The organism is Lipingzhangella rawalii (assembly GCF_031628175.1).
GTDB lineage: Bacteria > Actinomycetota > Actinomycetes > Streptosporangiales > Streptosporangiaceae > Lipingzhangella_A > Lipingzhangella_A rawalii.
The window spans coordinates 1-19,406 of sequence record NZ_JAVLVT010000006.1 but is presented as its reverse complement, the minus strand read 5'-3'; the positions used below and the strand labels follow the sequence as shown (position 1 = coordinate 19,406).

Genomic DNA, 19,406 nt, shown 5'->3' with positions numbered 1-19,406 from the left:
GGGAGATCCCGTGGAGACGACGAGGGCGATTCGCTATGAGCGGTTCGGTGGTCCGGAGGTGTTGACCCACACCTCGATACCGACCCCCGAACCGGGGCCGGAGCAGGTGCGGGTGGCGGTTCGGTTCGCTGGGGTGAATCCGATCGATGCCAAGATTCGGCGGGGGATGTTTGCCCGGGAGGAGCAGCCCAGTCAGCCACGCGGCACCGGAATGGACGCCGCGGGTGTGGTCGATGCGGTGGGGGAGGAGGTCACGGGGCTGCATGTGGGGCAGGCCGTGTTTGGGCAGGTTGCTACCGGGGCGGCGGCGACACACGCCCTGGCCGCGGCGCATCGGCTGGTCGTCAAGCCGGAGTGGCTGTCTTTCGAGCAGGCGGCGGCGCTTCCCGTGCCGCTGACCACGGCGGTGCGGGTGCTGGATGAGCTTGCCGTGGGCGCGGGGGAGACGCTGCTCGTGCACGCGGCTGCCGGTGCGGTTGGGATCGTCACGGCACAGCTGGCTCGGGCCCACGGTGCCACGGTGGTGGGTACGGCCAGTCCCGGGAACCATGACTTCCTGCGGGAGCTGGGGGTGATTCCGGTTTCCTATGGCGACGGCTGGGAGGAGCGGGTTCGTTCCGTTCTGTCGGACAGCGGCGGTGTGGATGCGGTGTTGGACGCCTCGGGGCGGGGTGTGGTCGCCGGCTCGGTGACGCTGACCGGTGATCCGCACCGGGTGGTGAGCATTGCCGACGATGCGGCACCGGAGTATGGCGCACGGTTCTCCAGTAGTGGTGGACCGTCCCTGGCCGAGGCGGTGGACCGGTGTGCCCCGCTGTTGCGGGACGGCCGGGTGTGGCTGCCGATCGCGGCGACGTTTCCCCTGGCCGAGACCGCCGACGCCTACGCGCGCAGTGAAGCCGGGCACGTGCGTGGCAAGCTCCTGATCCACGCCGGGTGAAAGGCCCTCCTCATTGCCGCCCCCATTGGCCGTTCGCGTCCCTCATCGGCTTTCCGTGGCGTTCATGGTATGGAGGTGGCCCCTGAGGGGCTACAGCCACCGTGCGGCCACCCACGAGCCTGGGGCGGGTGGGTCGGGGCCTGCCGCTGGCGCAGGTCCCGACCCGGTGGATTTCGTGGGGGGCGCGGGTGGCCCGTTGGGCGGTGATGGTGCGGCCGTAGCTGTCGCGGGCGCTCCACCAGCGGCGGGCGTGCGGGGCCATCAGGGCCAGGTTGCGTCCAGATTCGGCGAGAAAACGCGTGATCTGGCCAACTCGTGCCAGCTCTGAGGAGGCTGGGCTCCTGCTGCGGACGGCAGGCCCCTGAGTGCCGCCGGCCGTACCGGCACGGCCGGCGGCGACTAGTGCTCGTCGGCGCTGGTCTCCTTACCGACGACGTTGGCCATGACGAGCGCGAGCACGAGGATCGCGAAGAACGACAGTAGTAGGATCCATCCGATCATCGTCGCATCCTCCCAGTTCAGCTCCGAGACTCGTCGTTTTCGGTTTTCCCGGGTCTGCTGTCGCTGAATCGCCGGCCTCCGCCGCGTCGGTGCACCGGTGTTGGCGTGGGTACCCCGAACGCTGCGCCGGGCCGGCTCCCGATCGGACTCTCCTCTTGTCGTTCCGGGTGTGGTGCGCGACAATAATAACTGACCGAACATTCGGTTAGGGGAGAGCGCGATGACGACGGACCACGTCCAGGAAGCCGATGTGGGGCCTGGGACCGCACAGCTGGAGGCGGAGTTCCAGAACCGGGTGGCAGCCGACCAACGGATCGAACCACGGGACTGGATGCCGGAGGCGTACCGCACAACCCTGGTGCGTCAGATCGCCCAGCACGCGCATTCCGAGATCATCGGGATGCAGCCGGAAGGGGACTGGTTGGGTCGCGCGCCGAGTCTGCGCCGCAAGGCGATCCTGTTGGCGAAGGTCCAGGATGAGGCCGGGCACGGGCTGTACCTCTACGCCGCGACGGAAACGCTCGGTGTCGATCGCGCCGACCTGACCGAACGTCTGATCGAGGGGCGGCAGAAGTACTCCTCGATCTTCAACTATCCCACGCTGTCTTTCGCCGACGTCGGCGTTATCGGGTGGCTGGTCGACGGCGCCGCGATCTGCAACCAGGTTCCGTTGTGTCGGAGCTCCTATGGCCCCTACGCGCGGGCGATGGTGCGGATCTGTAAGGAGGAGTCCTTCCACCAGCGGCAGGGCTACGAACTGTTGTTGACGATGATGTCCGGCACAGACGACCAGCGCCAGATGGTCCAGGACGCGACGAACCGCTGGTGGTGGCCGTCGTTGATGATGTTCGGCCCCCCGGACGGGGAGTCCCCCAACACCCGGCAGTCCATGGCCTGGCGGATCAAGCGGCACACCAACGACGAGCTACGGCAGCGCTTTGTCGACATAACGGTTCCCCAGGCCCACCGGCTCGGGGTGGAACTGCCCGACTCGGCGCTGAGCTGGAACCCGGAGCGCGGGCACTACGACTTTTCCGAGCCCGACTGGGACGAGTTCACCCAGGTGATCAAGGGGTACGGTCCGTGTAACGCGGAGCGGATATCGCGCCGTGCGGCGGCCCATCGCCGGGGGGCTTGGGTGCGGGAGGCGGCGGCCGCACACGCGGCCAAGTCGCGACGGCGGGAGGAGGACCGGTGAGTACTGGGCAGGAGCGGTCCGAGTGGCCCCTGTTCGAGGTGTTCGTGCGGGGTAAACGCGGTCTGAACCATGTGCATGTGGGATCGCTGCACGCCCCGGATGCGCGGATGGCGGTCCATAGTGCACGCAACCTGTACACACGGCGCAATGAGGGCGTCAGCGTGTGGGTGGTGCCGTCCTCGGAGATCACCGCGTCCAGCCCGGACGAGCGGGATCCCATGTTCGCTCCGAACGTCGACAAGGTGTACCGCCATCCCACGTTCTATCCGATCCCCGACGATGTGCCGCACATCTGAGGAGGAGGGTGAGCGTGCACGGTAGCGAAACCACGGACAACGCCTATGTGGCGCTGACGGAGGAACACTCCGGTTCCGAGGACCGGTGGGCTTTCGGCACCGGATTCAGTGAGGCTCTGGCCGGTGTCGACACCACGATTCCGGGCCATGTGAACCGCGCCGACCTGAGTACCTACTGTCTGATGCTCGGCGACGACGCCTTGGTGCTGTCGCAACGGCTCATCGAGTGGTGCACGGATGCCCCCGAACTGGAGGAGGAGGTGGCACTGGCGAACATCGCCCTGGACCTCCTGGGGCAGGCGCGCCTACTGCTGGCACGATCGGGGGTCGCCGAGGGAATCGGCCGCGACGAGGACACCCTGGCCTACTTCCGCGATGCCGAGGAGTTCCGGAACGTTGTGCTGGCCGAAGTGCCCGGTGGAGACTTCGGCCGGTCCGTACTACGGCTGCTGGTGGTCGCCACCTGGCGTCTGGCCCTGTTCCGGCGCCTCGTGGACGCACACGATCCGGTCCTGGCCGCGATCGCGGCACGTGGGGTGAACGAGTGCACCTACCACGCGGAGTACGCCGCGGCCTGGACGGTACGTCTCGGCGATGGCACCGACTACTCCCACGAGCGCATGCTGGCGGCGGTGGCGGACGTGGATCCCCACTACGCGCAGCTGTTTCGTGCCCACCCTGTGGAGAAGCGGCTCGCCGAGCAGGGCGTGGCCACGGATCCCGCCACCCTCCGGGAGGAGGTGGGCACCGCACTCGAGCCGGTCCTGGACGCCGCGCGTCTGGACTGGCAACCGACGGCGGCGCCGGGGACACCACCACCGTGGGGTAGGGACGGCCAGCACACCCCCGGGCTGTCGGAACTGCTCACCGAGATGCAGTCCGTGGCACGCGCCCACCCGAATGCACGGTGGTGAGCTCGATGACCACCCAGATTCCCACCGACCCCTGGCAGGTGGCCGCGCAGGTCGTCGATCCGGAGCTCCCCATGGTGACCGTGGCCGATCTCGGAATCCTGCGCGAGGTCCGCACGGACCCACGGGACCCGGCCATGGTGGAAGTGACGATCACCCCCACATACGCGGCCTGCCCCGCTCTCGCCGAGATTCGCGCGGATCTTCGGGGTGCCCTGAACCGAGCGGGCTACTGTCGGGTTGCGGTACGAACCGTCCTGAGCCCGCCGTGGAGTAGCGCGTGGATCACCGCGGAGGGTCGGCGCAAGCTCGCCGCGCACGGGGTTTCGCCGCCGGGACAGGCCGCCCCCGCAGCCTCGGGTCCCGTGACGGTGTCCCTGGCGGCGACCCGGCTGGACGCAAGCTGCCCGCGCTGTGGATGCGCGGACACGGAGTTGTTGTCCCGGTTCGGCCCCACGCCCTGCACGGCGTTGGCGCGGTGTCGTGGCTGCCGTGAACCCTTCGAGCACGTGAAGGAGATCTGAGTCGTGTCGAGTGCCAGCACCGCTCCCGAGACCCGGGACACGTCCGCGGCGCCTCGGTCGCGACGGTTTCACCGGCTCCGCGTGGCCGATGTGGAGCGCCTCTGCGCGGATGCCGCGGCGGTACGTTTTGAGATTCCCCCTGAGCTCGCCGAGACTTTCGCCCACCGTCCGGGGCAGTCGATGACCCTGCGGCGTTTCGTGGACGGGCGCGAGGAGCGGCGTGACTACTCGATCTGCGCACCGGTCGGCGAGCCGCCCCGGGTGGGGGTACGGCTCGTCCCCGGAGGGGCCCTGTCGACCTGGTTGGTGTCCGAACTGGAGCCGGGGACTGAGGTCGAGGTTCAGCCGCCCCGCGGCCGGTTCACCCCCGACCTGGACGTATCGGCACACCACGCGCTGCTGGCGGCCGGGGCCGGGATCACCCCGATCCTTTCGATCGCGGCCTCCCTGCTGAGCAGGACCCGGTCCCGGGTCACCCTGGTCTACGGAAACCGGCGCAGTGACACCGTGATGTTCGCCGACGAGCTGGCCGACCTCAAGGACCGGTACCCGGAGCGGCTGGAGCTGCTGCACGTGTTGTCCCGCGAACCCCGCGAGTCCGATCTACTCAGTGGACGGCTGGACGCGGGGAAGATCGATCTGCTCCTGCGGGAGTTGGTCGATCCCGACCATGTGGACCATTGGTGGCTGTGCGGGCCGCTGGCCATGGTGCAGGATGCGCGTCGGAGCCTGGACCGCCGCGGTGTTCCACCGGCGCGGGTGCACCGGGAACTCTTCTATGTGGGAGACGCGCCTCCGGAGCCGCTGCGCCACGAGGAGCCCCCTTCGGCCGGTTCGGGAACTGCGGTCACGGTTGTTCTCGACGGCCGTGCCAGTACCCACACCCTGCCGCGCGACGTCCCGATCCTGGACGCGGCCCAACGGTTCCGCGCGGATCTGCCGTTCGCGTGCAAGGGTGGGGTGTGCGGCACCTGCCGCGTACTGGTACGCGATGGGGAGGTGACCATGCGGCGCAACTTCGCCCTGGAGCAGGACGAGTTGGACGCCGGCTTCGCGCTGTCCTGCCAGTCGCTGCCCGTCACCGATCAGGTGACCGTGGACTACGACGCCTGAGTGCGCGATCGGCGCCCCGGGCAGGTGCCGCACCCGGTGTCCGTCAGGGACGCACGGCCCCCTGGAAGTGTTGGTCCCAGTAGTCGGCGAGGTTGACGACCTCGACGTGGCGACCACTGCTGGGGGAGTGCACCATCTGGCCGTCGCCGGCGTACATGCCGTTGTGGCTGATGCCCTCGTAGAAGAACATGATGTCTCCGGGCCGTAGCTGACCGCGGGACACGCGGTTGGGCATCTGGTACTGCTGTCCGGTGGTGCGGGGGATACTCACTCCTGCCTGGGCCCAGGACGTTTGCATCAGTCCCGAGCAGTCGTAGCCGTCGGGGCCGGTGCCACCCCACTGGTAGGGCGTGCCCACCTGGGCGTACGCGAAGTCCAGAGCGGTCCGGGCGTTGCCGGAGGCGTCTCCGTCGTAGCTGGCTCCCTGGGATGCGTCGCCCGTGGTCGGGTTGTCCCCCTCGAAGTCGGCGAGGAGTGCCTCCTGCTCCGCCAGGGCCTCCTCGATCTCCTCCCGCTGTTCCGCGAGCTCGTCCAGGTGTTCCTGAGCCTCCTCGTACTCGGTGTCGGCGTCCGCACGCAGCCCTTCGAGTCGCTCGGCCGATCCCACGTACTCCTCGAGCAGGGCGGAGCGGTTCTCCGAGAGGTAGTCGAGGTCGTCGGCCTGCTCGATCAGGTCCGCAGGGTCATCCACCGCCAAGGCCGTGGTGGGGGATTCGAGATCACTTCCCTGGTAGGCGGAACTGGCGAGGTGAACCACGGACTCGCGTAGTTCGTCGTAGTTGTTCTCCTCCGATTCGATCTGTTCCTCGACCTCGTCGAGTCGGCTTTCGGCGGAGTCCAGGTCCTCCTCCGCAACGTTGTACTCCTCAACGAGGTCGCTGATCTCCTCGCTGAGTTCTTCGATGCGGTCCTGAACCTCCTCCTCGGTGGGTTCCGGATCCGCGTGGGCGACTCCGTTCGGGATCAGGATCCCGCCCGCCGCGGCGACGCTCAGGCTCGCCGTGAAGCTGCGCTTATTCCGACGGTTGTGCTGTTTTGGCTGAGACACGACAACTCCACATATCCACATAACGCTGTACTGGGGACGCCAGGGGCGTGGGCGAGACGGCAGGCCGTCGTGTGCCGACGGGGCGCTCGCGAACACGTGGGACACACGTGTCGGGGTGCGGATGGGGAGTGGAATCTAGACGCGGCGCACGCAGAGCTCGACCAGTGTCTGTACACCGGTTCGGGTTCGACGGTGTCGTTTGCGCCGGAAGGCGACGCCGCGTTGCGGCACCGCCAGCCACAGGCTCAGCAGACCAACGGCACCGACCACGGCGACGTGCAACGGTAGCGGTACGTTCGTGCGGGTGTCGGCGCTGGCCTCGGTCGTCTCGGCGCAGGGATGCTCGTCGTCCTGGCCGGACTGTGTTCCGGAGGTGTCGGTGGGGCACTCGGTGGCCGCCGAGTCGGTACTATGCGGCGGCGCGGCGGCGTGTGCCGTGGCCGAATGGCCAACGAGGCAGGCCAGAATGACCATGAGCATGCCCAGAGCGAGCAGCGCACGCATTCGGGCTGCTTGGGGCAGGGAAGACAACACCGACATCGCGGGTAAGAATAGCGGAGCCTGGCGGACACGGCCACAGAACCGCAACGAGGATCCCGGCGTCGAAACGCCGAGACCCTCTGGGGACTCCCGGATCCGGCTGTTGTTACGGGAGTCGGTGCGGACACCCCACAGCCTAGCCCGAACGGGAGATCGACAGCACTCTCGATGCGCCGATTCCTAGTGGGGTGTGAGGTCGACCCGGCGGAGCAGTTGCGCGTTGAGCGCGACCACGATCGTGGACAGACTCATCGCGATCGCACCGACCGCCATGGGAAGAACAAAGCCGATTGGTGCGAGTACTCCGGCGGCCAGCGGGATCGCCACCAGGTTGTAGCCCGCGGCCCACGCGAGATTCTGCACCATCTTGCGGTAGCCCGCCGTCGAGAGCGTGCGCACCGAGAGCACACCGCGGGGGTCGTCGGAGGCGAGGACGACCCCGGCCGATTCGATCGCCACGTCTGTTCCGGCACCGATCGCGATACCGACGTCCGCGCGGGCCAGTGCCGGTGCGTCGTTCACCCCGTCGCCGACCATCGCCACGATGTGGCCCCGATCCTGAAGATCGCGGACCACCTGGTCCTTCTGTTCGGGGCGAACTTCTGCGAAAACCTCGTCGAGTCCGAGGCGGGCGGCCACCGTGTCGGCGACCGAGCGGGCGTCCCCCGTGACCATGGCGACCCGGACCCCCTGCCGGTGCAGCTCCGCAACCGCTGCCGCGGACTCCGCGCGGATCTCGTCCGCGAGGGCGAGAGCGGCGATGACGGTGCCGTCCACGACCACGTGCAGCACGGATGCCCCCTGTTCGCGCCACTGTCGGGTCTGTGTCGCCAGTGGTGGGGGTTCGGACAGCCCCGTCTCGGTCAGTAGGGCGGGACCTCCGACACGTACCTCGTGCTCACCCACCTGTGCCGCGATTCCGCGCCCGGTGAAGGAGCGGAAGTCCGTGGCGGTGGGGAGTTCACCTGTCTCCTCGGCCCGGCGCACGATCGCCCGGGCCAGGGGGTGTTCGGAGTCGGATTCGGCCGCACCCGCGAGGGACAGCGCCTGCGACTCCGTCCAGCCGGTCACCGTGGCCACCTCGGTGACCGCGGGGCTGCCCCTGGTGAGGGTGCCGGTCTTGTCGAAGAGCACGGTGTCGACCACGCGGGTGCGTTCCAACGCCATCCGATCCTTGACCAGGATTCCCGAGCGGGCCGATTTGCTTGTGGAGATTGCGATGACCAGGGGGATGGCCAGGCCGAGAGCGTGGGGGCAGGAGATGACCAGAACCGTCACCGTGCGTTCGACGGCCATCAGGAGATCGCCGAGGGCAGCCCAGACCACGAAGGTGACCGTGCCCGCGCTGAGCGCGATCCAGAACAGCCAGGCGGCGGCACGGTCGGCCAGCGCCTGGGCGCGGGACCGGGATTCCTGAGCGTCGGACACGAGGCGGCGAATTCCGGCGAGGGTGGTGTCCGAGCCGAGGGCGTCCACCCGGAGTCGTACGGAGGAGTCGGTGGCCACGGTTCCGGCGACGACACGGTCCCCGCCCGTGCGGGACACGGTGCGGGACTCCCCGGTGATCATGGATTCGTCCATGGCTGCGGTTCCGGCAACGATGGTGCCGTCCGCGGGGACACGCCCTCCAGAGCGCACCAGCACGGTGTCCCCCACGGCCAGGTCGCCGACTCCGATCTGGGTCACCGTACCGTCCGCGGCGACACGCTCTGCGGTGTCCGGAAGCAGTTCGGCGAGAGCGTCCAACGCGCCCGAGGCCTGTCCCAGGGCGCGCATCTCCAGCCAGTGCCCCAACAGCATGATGACGACAAGCAGAACCAGTTCCCACCAGAAGTCCAGATGGGGGCCGACGACTCCGAGAACACTGAGGGAGCTGGCCACGAAGGCAACGGTGATGGCCAGGGACACCAAGGTCATCATTCCCGGCGTCCGGGAGCGCAGTTCGCTGGCGGCTCCGCTGAGGAAGGGCCAGCCGCCCCAGAGGAACACCACCGTGCCCAGCGTCGGCGGGATCCAGGCCAGCTCGGTCGGGACGGGGTAGCCGAGCCAGCCGGCGATCATCGGGCTGGTGGCGACCACCGGTATGGCCAGCAGCAGGCTCCACCAGAACCGGAGGCGAAACACGGCTGCATGGTCGCCGTGGCCGTTGTGTCCGGTGTGTGGTCCGTGCTCGTCAACGGAGTTGTGGTGTGTCCCGTGTGGGGTGCCGGGTTCCGGGGCTGTCGCTTCGGCTGGCGAGTGGTCGTGCGGATCCATGGTCATCCCGTCTTCGTGGGTCCCTTCTCCTCTATATACCCCCTAAGGGTATATAGAGTCAATGGTGAAGCCCGCGCGTCGAAAGATCCCCAGCCACACATGAGTGAAAGCGAACTGAAAGAACCCCGGTCTAGGGTGACGAGTCCGCAGGATCGGTACCCCGGTAGGACGGACCGCGGGGCCGGCCTGTGTGCGGGGGCTCGTAGCTGACCGGAGAAGCTCCGGCCAGCACGCACATTCGGGCCCGGGTAGTCGCCAGAGGACGGCGACGGCATCGAGGAGGTATCCGTGGGGACCACGGTCATGGACGGCGTGCGACAGGGTGACCACGAACTGGAGGTGCCTGTCGCCGGACTGGAGGTCACGGCCCGTGTGTGCGCTCCGATGCTGACCGAACCGTGGCGTCAGCCCGTTCCGGGTGAACCCACCCCCGCGCCGGAGGAGCCCCGCGAGGATCGCGAGGATCGCGAGAATACGGAACACCCGGAGGACGAGAACACCAACGCCTCCGGCGGCCGTTGATCCGAACGGGCGCTACACGTGTTGTGTCCGTGCTCGGGGAAGGGGAGCACGGACACAACACCACCGCAGCACCACTGTGCTGTATCGGGCGATGCCCCTGCTGGTAACGTCCCGTTGTGGATTTCACCGTCCTCGGCCCGGTTTCGGCGTCGCTGCCCGGAACGACGGTCCCGCTCGGCGGTCCGCGACAGCGCTGCGTGCTGGGTGTGCTGCTCGTTGAACTCAACACGAGCGTCCCCGTGGACCGCCTCGTTGAGCTCCTGTGGGGGGAGGACCCCCCACGCACGGCGCGGGCCATCATCCAGGTCCAGGTCTCCCACCTGCGCAAGGCTGTTCCGGGGGTGATCCAGACAAGCTCTGGGGGATACCGGGCTGAGGTGGATCCAGAGCGGGTGGACCTGCATCGCTACCGCCGGCTGGTGGCCGCGGCCCGAGCGGCCCCCGTCCGGGAGGCACTCCCGCTGTGGCGCCAGGCCCTGGACTGTTGGACGGGCACGCCGTTGCAGGACCTCGGCTCTGCACGACTGTGGTACACGGTCGCGCTTCCACTGCTTGAGGAACGCTGGGACACGCGCCTCCAGTGGGCGGAGGCGGCTTTGCACCAGGGGCACGCCTCCGAACTCATCACCGTCCTGCCCGCGTGGGTCCGGGAGGATCCCCTCCGGGAACGGCTCGCCTACCTGCTGATCCGAGCCCTGTTCACCGAAGGCCACCGAGCGCGGGCGCTCGCCGTCTACCACGAACTACAGCAGCACCTGGCCACCGAACTCGGTGTGGACCCCAGCCCCGAGGTTTCCGAACTCCACCAGGAGATCCTCGCCGATTCCGAGCAGACCACCGCAGTCGGCCTGGCCACGGTGACCCCAACCGGGCAGGACACCGGAAGCCACAGCACCCCCGGTGCAGCAGCCGCACCATCCACCCCCCGGACCTGGCGCAATGACCTGCCGCGCGAAGTCGCCGACTTCACCGCACGGGAACACGACGCGGCACAGGTACGTGCGGCGGCATACGCCGACGGTCCCGGCCTGTGCGCCATCACCGGACCCGGCGGAATCGGCAAGACCAGCCTGGCAACCCATGTGGCACACCGGCTGGTCGGCACGTACCCGGATGGCCAACTGTTCTTGGATCTGCACGGTCACAGCACGCACCGGCCTCCCCTGTCCCCCCGGGCCGCCCTGGGGATGCTTCTCCGGGCCAGCAGGGTGACCGCGGGCAACATGCCGGAGCGCACCGAGGAACGTGCGGCACTCTGGCGCTCCCTGGTCGCCGGGTGTCGGCTTCTCCTGGTTCTGGACAACGTGGCAGACACGGAACAGCTCACACCTCTGCTACCAGCAACGAACGAATCCCTGACCCTGGTGACCAGCCGGTGCGACCTGTCGTTCCTCACCGGGTCGCACACCGTATTCCTGAGCGCACTGAACGTGGACGAGTCGGTGGAGCTCCTCCGCTCTATCGTCGGTCCCGAACGCGTCCGTGCCGACCCCGCGTCCGTCCGCGGGGTCGCCGAGCTCTGCGCGGGCCTACCCCTGGCACTGCGCATCGTTGGTGCCAGGATGATCGCCCGGCCGAAGTGGACCTTCGCCGAGCTCGAAGACCGGCTGCGCCGGGAGGAACGACGCCTCTCCGAACTACGCGTCCGGGGCCAGAGTGTCTCCGGCGCATTCGAGGTTTCCTACCGGCAGCTCCGGGCCGATCAACAGCAGGCCTTTCTGCTCCTGGGCCGGATGCTGGGGTCCAGTATCGACAGCCATGCCGCCGCGGCGCTGCTGAACCAGGAAGTGGACTCCGCCGAGGACATCCTGGAGGAGCTGGTACGCGCATGTCTCCTCGAAGAGCCCAGCCCGGGCATGTTTCGATTCCACGACCTCATCGCCGTGTTCGCCCGACACCGGGGAGACGACATCCTTTCCGCCGCCACGGTCGACCGGGCGCGGGAGCGACTGGCGCAGCACTATCGCAGCACCGCACGACGGGCCGCCCACTGGATCGGCCCCCCGGCACACGAGGCCCTGACCGACGGGAATGTCGACGACCGTTGGAACAGCCGGGCGGACGCGCTCGCCTGGTTCGACGCGCACGCGGCGAATCTGGTCGCCACCGTGGACCATTTCACCGAGCGTGGAGCCGGAACCGCGGCCTGGCAGCTCACCGACGGCCTGGGACGGTATTACGCCGCCCACGGCAACCTCGACCCCTGGCTGTCCACCCACGAGAAGGCGTTGTCCGCCTCCCGCTCCGAAGGCGATGACACCGGAATCTCCGTGACCCTGGTGGGACTCGGAATCGCCAACTGTCTGGCGGGCCGGTTCGCCCTCGCCCGCAGAATGTTGGCCGAGGCCAAGGACCGCTTCGTTCAACTGAACGACCGCGTGGGCGAGATGCGGGCAACAGCGAACCTCGGCATGGTTGACGAACGCATGGGGAGGTTCGCCGCGGCCCTGCACTCCTTCAGCCAGGTGCTCGAATACGCGATCGAACGTTCGGACACCGAACTGGAAGCTCTACAGCGGACCAACATCGCCCTGGTACGGCACATCCTCGGCGACTCCGACCACGCCGCCGCCGAGTGTGCGACCGTGCTGGACCTGTGCCGGAACGCCCACCTTCCACACCGTCGCGCATCGGCCCTGCGTACGTTGGCGCTCGTGCACGCCCGACGGGGAGACCTCACGACCGCGCAGGACCAGATACGCCAAGCCCTGGACCTGTTCGAAGAGCTCGGAGACACGACCGGCCTCGTGTACACCAGGAACAAACGTGCGGTCATCCTGCGCGAGGCCGGCCACCTCGACGCCGCGGTGACCAGCCACTTCTCCGCGCTCGAACTCGCTCACCACAAGGGAAACCGCGACCCCGAGGCAGGTATCCAGGTCGACCTTGGGGAAACACTCATGCGGGTGCACGCCCACGGGGACGCCCGCCATGCCTACACCACCGCGCTGTCGCTCGCGCGGGAACGAACCGAACGATACACCGAGGGGCGGGCACTCCTGGGACTGGCGGAACTGGCCCACCATGGTGGAGACACTGCCGGCCGGGACACGCACCTCCGCGGGGCGGCCGAGATCCTCACAGAACTTGGCGTCCCCGAGGTCACCCGAATCGAGGAATTGAACCGCCGCGCAGGCCGGGAATCAGGCACGGCGACCCCTCCAGGGACGATTCCGTGACCAGGGATCTTGTTATGTGAACGCAATATGTCGGCATCGTGTCCGGTGATCCGAGGCGCTAGGGTCATGGACGTTCCGTCCGATCATTCCAGGAGTTCCCCCATGTTCCCTCGACCCAGCGGCGCCGTGACGCGCCCCCGCCCACCGCGTTCTGTGCTAGCCGTGGGCACTGTCCTGGCCACAGCAGCGAGCGGCCTGTTCCTGGCCGCTCCCGCCCAGGCCAACCCCGGGCCGCCCGGCGACAACGGCACGGTCAAGGTTCATGACGTGGACACACCGGCCGAGGATCCGCGCAACGAACCACGTGTGTGCGACTTCTATCTCGCTGGTTCCCAGTTCGATCCCGGCCAGGAGATCGAGTGGCAGATCCTGTCCTGGCCGCCCACCGGTGACCGCACGGAGGTTCTGGCCGGCGAGTTGACGCTGGACGACGACGGGCACGGCCGCACCGAGGACCTGGGACTGGACGACGGCCACTACCGCCTGATCTGGAACTTCGAAGGTCAGCGCGGGGCCGGCAAGCACAAGGTGTTCTGGGTGGAGTGCGACGATGACGGCGGGGAAACCACCCCGCCGCCCGAAGAGGGCGAGGAGACCACCCCGCCGGATGATGGGGAAGAGACCACCCCGCCGCCCGAAGAGGGCGGGGAAACCACCCCGCCGGATGGTGGGGAAGAGACCACCCCGCCTGAGGATGGTGAGGGGCCAGCCGCGGGGGGCGAGGACGAGCCGGCGGACGAGAAGTCGGATCCGGGTGCGCAGGACAGTGCCGCAGAGGATGGTACGGGGGCCAGTGATTCCCTTCCGGTGACCGGTGCGGAACTCGGGGGGCTTATTGCCGCTGCGGTGCTCGCCCTCGGTGGGGGTACGGCAGTCTGGTTGATGGCCCGACGTCGTCCGGGCGCGGGCGCTGCGGAGCCAAGCGCGGAGTAGGTGTGCCTGGGGCCGCCGGCAGCTGTCGGTGGCCCCAGACTGTTCGGAGTCCCCAGAGCCCGCTGTACGCCAGCGGCGCCGCCCGGACTTCTGGAAAACACCGACGGCGAGACCCTCGCTGTTGCCCAGCTGGTGGTCAGTGAACCGGTCACCAACGCGATCCACGACACGACATCCGTCAGCGTTCGACCATGGCAGCACCATAGATCCCGGCGCCCCCACAGGCGCCCAAGCCCGGGGGTTCGGGCCGCCTGAGTGGGTGCGCGGCGGCCCAAGCTTCCCGCTGGCCGTCGTGCGGCGGAGGGCGCCCAGCGCCGCACCCCCACCGGCAGCCGCGCCTTGACCTGCTTTGGCCAGGCCGTCGTGGTGCTGCGCCACGACCGCGACGCCACCAGCCCCGCGATGCTGGCCCGCGACGGCCGGGATCGGGCGCTGCACCGCCGACCGCTACGTCGACGACAGCATCGACGTGCTGTCCCGCAATGCCCCCGACCTGGAAAACGCCCTCCACCACTCCCGCCGCGACAGCGCACGGGTGATTCTGGACGGCACACTCTTCGACAGCGACCGCTGCGCCGAGCGCAAACCCGACGATGACAGCGTCGACCTGTGGTACAGCGGCCACAAACACCGTCACGGAGGCAACGTGCAGTTCATCGCCGATGCTGATGGAGAACCCGTGTGGGTCTCCGCAGCCGAGCCCGGACCCGTCTTCGATATCACCGCGGCCCGCCTGCACGCGCTCCCGCTCCTGCCTCGGGCAGCACAGAACGGACTGGTCGTCCTGGCGGATTTGGGCTATGAAGGAGCCGGTGCCGCGGCGTGCACGTGCCCGTCAATCGCCTCGGACACGTCACACGAGAACGCTTCAGCGCCGATAACGCCGATAACAAGGCCGGCCAACCTGGCACTGCGCTCCATGCGCAGTATCGGCGAACGGGCGATGACCCTGCTCGTAGAGCGGTGGCGGCTGCTGCGCCACACCACCAAACGTCCCACCCGAATCGACGAGCTGGTCAAAGCCGCCCTGGCCCTACACAAATTCGAAAAACAAACTCGCTGAGATCACCTGACTGTGCGCCCGATGTTTGGCGAAGTCCACCGAGCGCTGGCAGAAGCCACAATCGCGGTCATAGAGGAACAGGCCAGTAGCTGGAATATTTTCCCTGCTGAGGAGGCGGCCTACCACTGCGGACCACCCGTTCGAGAGAGAAGGGAGATACTATCACGGCCACAGTCTGGGAGCGATAAGCGAGAGTCGGCCTGCACCGAGTGACGTCACTCCTCCCCTCGCTCGGAGTGGTTTTCGTCCGTAGTGCGGTCGCGTCGTGCCCGTTCATCACGCACAGCTCTCGAACTCATGAGCGCACCCGCAATGACCAGCGTCACGCAGACTGCCAGGGAGGCGAGCAACATGATCATCTGCATATCCCCATCGTTGACCAGGATGAGGGAAACTCCACCGACCGCTGTTGCGGTGCCTGCGGCTGCCATCCAGGGAGCGGACTTTCGCTGGACCTCGTACCACGCTTCGTCATCGCTTAAGGTCAGATCGGTTCGGATGCCGAAGAGAGGGTTGGGGTGCAGTTTCCCTTTGGCTCCGGTATAGGCAGCGACCAAGAGCAGGCCCGCAGTCACCAAGATCACGAACGAGGTCCATACAAGTGCACCCCCCGTAAGCGGCTCGGACGCTGCGACAACGAGGTCGCCGGACGTGTCAGCGAGATTCCTGGAGTTCACACTTCCACCTTCCTTCATTGTGTGACGACCTCCTGGCGATGGTCTTTCCCGTCCGGAAACGTATCCGACCCCTGTCGAACGAGTAGCTTAGCGGGTACCCAGCGAGGCAGTGGGCCGCCCGGTCGTACCGAATAAAGGATCAATGCCCCGAACATGATGAGGGAAAAACCGGGGAGTCCGATCACGAGAGCGATCAGCGTGTGCAGGATAATTCCCGCCACCAACGCTACGTATCTCAACCTGTGGCCCCCGAACAGACAACACGCGGTCAGGAATTCCACCAATAGTGTTCCCCGGGTCACCGCAGCGAGCACCGGGCCGCTGATCAGAAGCCACTCCACCAGCGGTCTCAGATGATCCGGGACGCCGAAGGATGAGTGCAGCACCCAATACCAGACCGATGTTCCGTCCCTCCATGAGGTGACCGCAAGTTTCCCGACACTGGAATGGAAGTAGATGAAGCACACCTGAATCCAGATGAGAGTCAAGGCAATTGCGTTGGCCACGTGAACCCCGGTCGACCCAGGGGGCTGTGGCCACTCGGGGCCCATTCCCAGATCATGGGGGCCACGGAAACCCGATGGGGGCGCCACACAGCAAATGGGGGAACAAGAACCCGACACCACCATCCCCCCGCGTGCGCGGAGAGCCCCAGCTCGGGAGAATCGATGCCGTCTACACCCACATCACGTCGCGGATGCGGACTGAGCTGTGCGAGTCGTTGGCCGACCGGGTGGAGAACGCACTTCGCGCTCCCGCTAGCCTCTCCCCGGCCGTAGCGGGAGTGCGGGATGCCCAACTGCGGGAGGCGCACGCCACGATCATCTCCCAAACGTCTCCCACAGACACGAAAAAGGCGGTCACCCCCTCTGTCGCCGAACGAGAGTAATCGCCTGACCTGCATCTTCACTTGTGGAGCCAAGGGGAGTCGACCCCGTGACCTCTGGTATGCAAAACCAGCAGCCACACAACATCGACCATAGTCATTCAAGTATGCGCAGGTGAGCGGATCGGACGCGCGGGGTCTTGCGGGGGGCGACGGGGGATGCCGACTAGAAAAAATCTAGGAAATCCATAGAGGGGATGCTGAGCGCTGGTCCGGCGAACTACTGCCCGCGCCCGCAGTCACGCGCTACCGTTCGAAGACACCGCCTGCCCGGCGCTTCGGTGTCCTGCGTCTGGCCGCTTCCGGACAGTGGGTGACGTTGTGGTCACGGTGGGTACGTCTGGGTCAGTATCCCCACATCCCCTACCCCCGGAGCGCGCGATGGGTAAGCACGGGAAGCCGGTCGACTGCGGAGTGTGTGGCGGCAAGGGCGGCTGGAACAAGTCCGATGACGGCAACACTGTCTGGGAGGCGTGCTGGGGCTGCGGCGGGACGGGCAAGCAGCAGTGAGCAGCGTATCCAAGGCGATGGCGGCCGTTGATCGTGCCCACTACATTCCGGGCTTGATCTACGTCCGTAGCGAGAACACGGGCTGGCTGATCCCGCTACATCGTGACGAGGAACCCGACCGGTGGCGCGCCGAGGTGGACCAGGACGCCCCGGTGGTGACTGCGGTCGCCCCCGACCCGCGCGCCCCCGCCGAGATCCTGGAGCCCGCCACCGGCCGCGGCTACGAGTCGACGTCGTCCAGCACGGCGCCCTGGCTCATGGCGCGCATGCTGGACGCGCTCCAGCTGGAACCGGGTATGCGGGTGCTGGAGATCGGCACCGGTACCGGGTACAACGCGGCACTGGTAGACCACCTGGTTGGGCCATCCGGGCACGTGGTCAGTGTGGAGGTCACCCCAGAGGTAGCCACCCGTGCCCGGGCCGCGCTGGTCCGCGACGGGCGCCACGTCACGGTGGTCACCGGAGACGGGGCCGAAGGCTGGCTGCCGGGGGCACCCTATGACCGGATCATCGCCACGGCCTCCGTGGCCAGCATCCCGCCCGCGTGGCTACAGCAGACCTGCCCCGGCGGCATCATCCTCGCGCCGCTGGCAGACACGGTCCACCCGGCCGGACCGCTCGCGCGGCTGGCGGTGAACGCCGACGGCACGGCCCAGGGGGCATGTCTAGGCGAAGCGCACTTCATGCCGCTGCGCAGCGACAGTGTCACAACTGCGCCGCAGCAGGCCGAGGGCACAGCCGACCAGATTGGCATCAACGTAGACACCACCGGAACACCCCGACTGTGGCGTCTGGCCCCCGACAATGCGGCGGGGTAAAGTAGCCGTGGGAATAGGTGCTGCCCCCGACGCGGAGTCGTTGGGGGCAGCTTTATGTGTGGGTGGTCAGAGGCGTTCGGCTTTGACTGAGGTCAGGAACGCGCGCCATTCAGTACGGGGGAAGGCCAGCACGGCGTGGTCGGGGTACTGGCTGTCGCGCACAGCGGAAGCGTTTAGTGTGTCGGCGACCTCGACGCAGTTGTTGCGGTCGGAGTAGCTCGACTTCCGGAAGTTGTCACTGGGGAATAGGTTCATCGTTAGTTCCTAGAGCATGGCCTTGAGCATCTGAATCGATGCCTCTGGGTGACGTGCGGACGTCCGTACATGATCGAACACCTTGCGATACCGGTCTACTTCCTCCTCCTCTAGGTACAGTCCATCGGTATCGGTTTCTAGGTAGACCACGGGGTTCACGTTCTCAGCGAAATGCATGAGCACGAAGGGTCCTTGAAGCGCAGCATGCATGCCGGATGCGAACGGCAGAACCTGAAGTGTCACTGTGTTGTCGGCCTCTGCGACATCGACCAGATGCTGAACCTGGTCCCGGAACACTGTCTCGGCGGGCTGGAAGCGGCGCAGTGCTGCTTCGTCGATGACTGCCCACAGGTCCGGGGCGCTTGGTCGCTCCAGCACAGTCTGGCGTTGGCGTCGCGTCTCGATCGCTCGTTCGATGTCGATGTTGGAGCGGTAGAGGCTGGCACGCATCAACAGTTCGACGTAGCCCGCTGTCTGGGGGAGCCCTGGGATCCGAGCCAACTCGTAGGTATGGATGCTGGTTGCTTCGGCCTCGAACTCCGGGAACTCATCGGTGAACACATCAGAGTACTTGGACCACCAACCGCGTTCTCGGGCCTGGCGTGTCAGGTCGAGGATCGCCTCCCGGCGACGGTCCTCGGTAACACCGTAGGTGTCGAGCAGCCCCTTGATCTCCATGACAGTCGGGAACTGACGAACACCGGTCTCGATGTTCGAGATCTTGCCCACTGACCACTCGGTTGCGGCCGCGACGTCCTCCACGGTCATACCTGCGTCCTGACGAACTCGTTTCAGCTCTGCGGACAAGCGTCGGCGACGTATGGACAGTCGCTGTTCAGCCATGGTGTCTCCTGCGCTGGTGTCTGTACTTCGAATGTTACGGGTGTGCTGTGACCTGCGCGAACCACTCATAGGTGAAGACTCCAGACATGACGTTGCGAAGGTGATGACATCAAAGATGAAGCATCTTCTCATGAACGATTGAAAATCTGAAACTTCAGGTGCAACATGGAGGGCACCTGTTCCCGAGGTCGGCCCTCCCAGCCGGCTGTCCCCCTGAGGAGGGGTCATGCGTCTACTGATGTTTGTGATCGCCACGTTGGGTCTGTCGTGGTTGACCCGTCGTGGGTCCGTGCCGGGCGCGCTGCCGCCCGCGTCTCGTGTTCCGTCGGAGCCGCCTCGGTGGGGGGAGGAGTCTGCCGGGGATGGTGTGCACAGCGCCGGGACGGCAGCGGT

The 19,406-nt window shown here is 67.2% G+C and carries 19 protein-coding genes; 12 read left to right on the top strand and 7 right to left on the bottom strand.

What is annotated here, in order from left to right; all coding sequences use genetic code 11:
- Positions 1-10 precede the first annotated feature (10 nt).
- The 6 genes from RIF23_RS14025 (at position 11) to paaE (ending at position 5,483) form a co-directional block, all read left to right on the top strand.
- Complete coding sequence (locus RIF23_RS14025) at positions 11-940, top strand: NADP-dependent oxidoreductase (protein ID WP_310912981.1); 930 nt, start codon at positions 11-13, stop codon at positions 938-940.
- A 721-nt stretch (positions 941-1,661) separates the two neighbouring features.
- Positions 1,662-2,639, top strand: a complete 978-nt coding sequence (paaA, locus tag RIF23_RS14020) for a 1,2-phenylacetyl-CoA epoxidase subunit PaaA (protein ID WP_310912980.1) — start codon at positions 1,662-1,664, stop codon at positions 2,637-2,639.
- Positions 2,636-2,935 (top strand): 1,2-phenylacetyl-CoA epoxidase subunit PaaB, encoded by a 300-nt coding sequence (gene paaB, locus RIF23_RS14015; protein ID WP_310912979.1) that lies wholly within the window; start codon positions 2,636-2,638, stop codon positions 2,933-2,935. The genes paaA and paaB overlap by 4 nt, the downstream gene beginning before the upstream one ends.
- Positions 2,936-2,949: 14 nt before the next feature.
- Positions 2,950-3,849 carry a 1,2-phenylacetyl-CoA epoxidase subunit PaaC gene (paaC, locus tag RIF23_RS14010; protein ID WP_310912978.1) on the top strand — a complete coding sequence of 300 codons (900 nt, stop codon included), beginning with the start codon at positions 2,950-2,952 and terminating at the stop codon, positions 3,847-3,849.
- A gap of 5 nt (positions 3,850-3,854) precedes the next feature.
- Positions 3,855-4,370: a 1,2-phenylacetyl-CoA epoxidase subunit PaaD gene (paaD, locus tag RIF23_RS14005; RefSeq protein WP_310912977.1), complete on the top strand. Its 516-nt coding sequence runs from the start codon at positions 3,855-3,857 to the stop codon at positions 4,368-4,370.
- A gap of 3 nt (positions 4,371-4,373) precedes the next feature.
- The gene (gene paaE / locus RIF23_RS14000) at positions 4,374-5,483 is read left to right on the top strand and encodes a 1,2-phenylacetyl-CoA epoxidase subunit PaaE (RefSeq protein ID WP_310912976.1); all 1,110 of its coding nucleotides are present in this window, start codon (positions 4,374-4,376) and stop codon (positions 5,481-5,483) included.
- Positions 5,484-5,526: 43 nt separating this feature from the next.
- Here the strand turns inward: paaE and RIF23_RS13995 are convergent, their stop codons facing one another.
- The 3 genes from RIF23_RS13995 to RIF23_RS13985 all read right to left on the bottom strand — a co-directional run bounded on the left by RIF23_RS13995 (position 5,527) and on the right by RIF23_RS13985 (position 9,327).
- Positions 5,527-6,531 carry a C40 family peptidase gene (locus RIF23_RS13995; protein ID WP_310912975.1) on the bottom strand — a complete coding sequence of 335 codons (1,005 nt, stop codon included), beginning with the start codon at positions 6,529-6,531 and terminating at the stop codon, positions 5,527-5,529.
- A gap of 135 nt (positions 6,532-6,666) precedes the next feature.
- Positions 6,667-7,035 carry a hypothetical protein gene (locus RIF23_RS13990; protein ID WP_310912974.1) on the bottom strand — a complete coding sequence of 123 codons (369 nt, stop codon included), beginning with the start codon at positions 7,033-7,035 and terminating at the stop codon, positions 6,667-6,669.
- 216 nt (positions 7,036-7,251) lie between these two features.
- Complete coding sequence (locus tag RIF23_RS13985; protein WP_310912973.1) at positions 7,252-9,327, bottom strand: heavy metal translocating P-type ATPase; 2,076 nt, start codon at positions 9,325-9,327, stop codon at positions 7,252-7,254.
- A gap of 288 nt (positions 9,328-9,615) precedes the next feature.
- Here RIF23_RS13985 and RIF23_RS13980 point away from each other — a divergent pair, with 288 nt between their 5' ends.
- The 4 genes from RIF23_RS13980 to RIF23_RS13965 all read left to right on the top strand — a co-directional run bounded on the left by RIF23_RS13980 (position 9,616) and on the right by RIF23_RS13965 (position 15,024).
- Positions 9,616-9,849 (top strand): hypothetical protein, encoded by a 234-nt coding sequence (locus tag RIF23_RS13980; protein WP_310912972.1) that lies wholly within the window; start codon positions 9,616-9,618, stop codon positions 9,847-9,849.
- Positions 9,850-9,965: 116 nt separating this feature from the next.
- Entirely contained in the window at positions 9,966-13,028 is a 3,063-nt protein-coding gene (locus RIF23_RS13975; protein ID WP_310912971.1) for an AfsR/SARP family transcriptional regulator, read from the top strand.
- A 102-nt stretch (positions 13,029-13,130) separates the two neighbouring features.
- Positions 13,131-13,961, top strand: a complete 831-nt coding sequence (locus RIF23_RS13970; RefSeq protein WP_310912970.1) for a hypothetical protein — start codon at positions 13,131-13,133, stop codon at positions 13,959-13,961.
- 349 nt (positions 13,962-14,310) lie between these two features.
- Complete coding sequence (locus RIF23_RS13965; protein ID WP_310912969.1) at positions 14,311-15,024, top strand: transposase family protein; 714 nt, start codon at positions 14,311-14,313, stop codon at positions 15,022-15,024.
- Positions 15,025-15,239: 215 nt separating this feature from the next.
- On the opposite strand, the gene RIF23_RS13960 is transcribed toward RIF23_RS13965, so the two are convergent.
- Together RIF23_RS13960 and RIF23_RS13955 are read right to left on the bottom strand one after the other, a co-directional pair.
- Complete coding sequence (locus RIF23_RS13960; RefSeq protein WP_310912968.1) at positions 15,240-15,701, bottom strand: SdpI family protein; 462 nt, start codon at positions 15,699-15,701, stop codon at positions 15,240-15,242.
- A gap of 14 nt (positions 15,702-15,715) precedes the next feature.
- Positions 15,716-16,207 carry a hypothetical protein gene (locus RIF23_RS13955; protein ID WP_310912967.1) on the bottom strand — a complete coding sequence of 164 codons (492 nt, stop codon included), beginning with the start codon at positions 16,205-16,207 and terminating at the stop codon, positions 15,716-15,718.
- Positions 16,208-16,968: 761 nt separating this feature from the next.
- Here RIF23_RS13955 and RIF23_RS13950 point away from each other — a divergent pair.
- On the top strand, positions 16,969-17,097 hold the full coding sequence (locus tag RIF23_RS13950) for a hypothetical protein (RefSeq protein ID WP_310912966.1): 129 nt from the start codon (positions 16,969-16,971) through the stop codon (positions 17,095-17,097).
- On the top strand, positions 17,094-17,915 hold the full coding sequence (locus tag RIF23_RS13945; protein WP_310912965.1) for a methyltransferase domain-containing protein: 822 nt from the start codon (positions 17,094-17,096) through the stop codon (positions 17,913-17,915). The genes RIF23_RS13950 and RIF23_RS13945 overlap by 4 nt, the downstream gene beginning before the upstream one ends.
- Before the next feature lie 66 nt (positions 17,916-17,981).
- On the opposite strand, the gene RIF23_RS13940 is transcribed toward RIF23_RS13945, so the two are convergent.
- Both RIF23_RS13940 and RIF23_RS13935 read right to left on the bottom strand, forming a co-directional pair.
- Positions 17,982-18,170, bottom strand: a complete 189-nt coding sequence (locus RIF23_RS13940; RefSeq protein WP_310912964.1) for a DUF397 domain-containing protein — start codon at positions 18,168-18,170, stop codon at positions 17,982-17,984.
- Between the two features lie 9 nt (positions 18,171-18,179).
- A complete protein-coding gene (locus tag RIF23_RS13935) occupies positions 18,180-19,013 on the bottom strand; it encodes a helix-turn-helix domain-containing protein (RefSeq protein WP_310912963.1) in 834 nt (277 codons plus the stop codon).
- Positions 19,014-19,406: the final 393 nt, after the last annotated feature.

Coding starts and splice junctions, on each gene's coding strand:
- RIF23_RS13940 (WP_310912964.1), bottom strand. CDS start 18,170: ATGAACCTATTCCCCAGTGACAACTTCCGGAAGTCGAGCTACTCCGAC.
- RIF23_RS13970 (WP_310912970.1), top strand. CDS start 13,131: ATGTTCCCTCGACCCAGCGGCGCCGTGACGCGCCCCCGCCCACCGCGT.
- RIF23_RS13990 (WP_310912974.1), bottom strand. CDS start 7,035: ATGCGTGCGCTGCTCGCTCTGGGCATGCTCATGGTCATTCTGGCCTGC.
- RIF23_RS13935 (WP_310912963.1), bottom strand. CDS start 19,013: ATGGCTGAACAGCGACTGTCCATACGTCGCCGACGCTTGTCCGCAGAG.
- paaA (WP_310912980.1), top strand. CDS start 1,662: ATGACGACGGACCACGTCCAGGAAGCCGATGTGGGGCCTGGGACCGCA.
- paaD (WP_310912977.1), top strand. CDS start 3,855: ATGACCACCCAGATTCCCACCGACCCCTGGCAGGTGGCCGCGCAGGTC.
- RIF23_RS13950 (WP_310912966.1), top strand. CDS start 16,969: ATGGGTAAGCACGGGAAGCCGGTCGACTGCGGAGTGTGTGGCGGCAAG.
- RIF23_RS13985 (WP_310912973.1), bottom strand. CDS start 9,327: ATGGATCCGCACGACCACTCGCCAGCCGAAGCGACAGCCCCGGAACCC.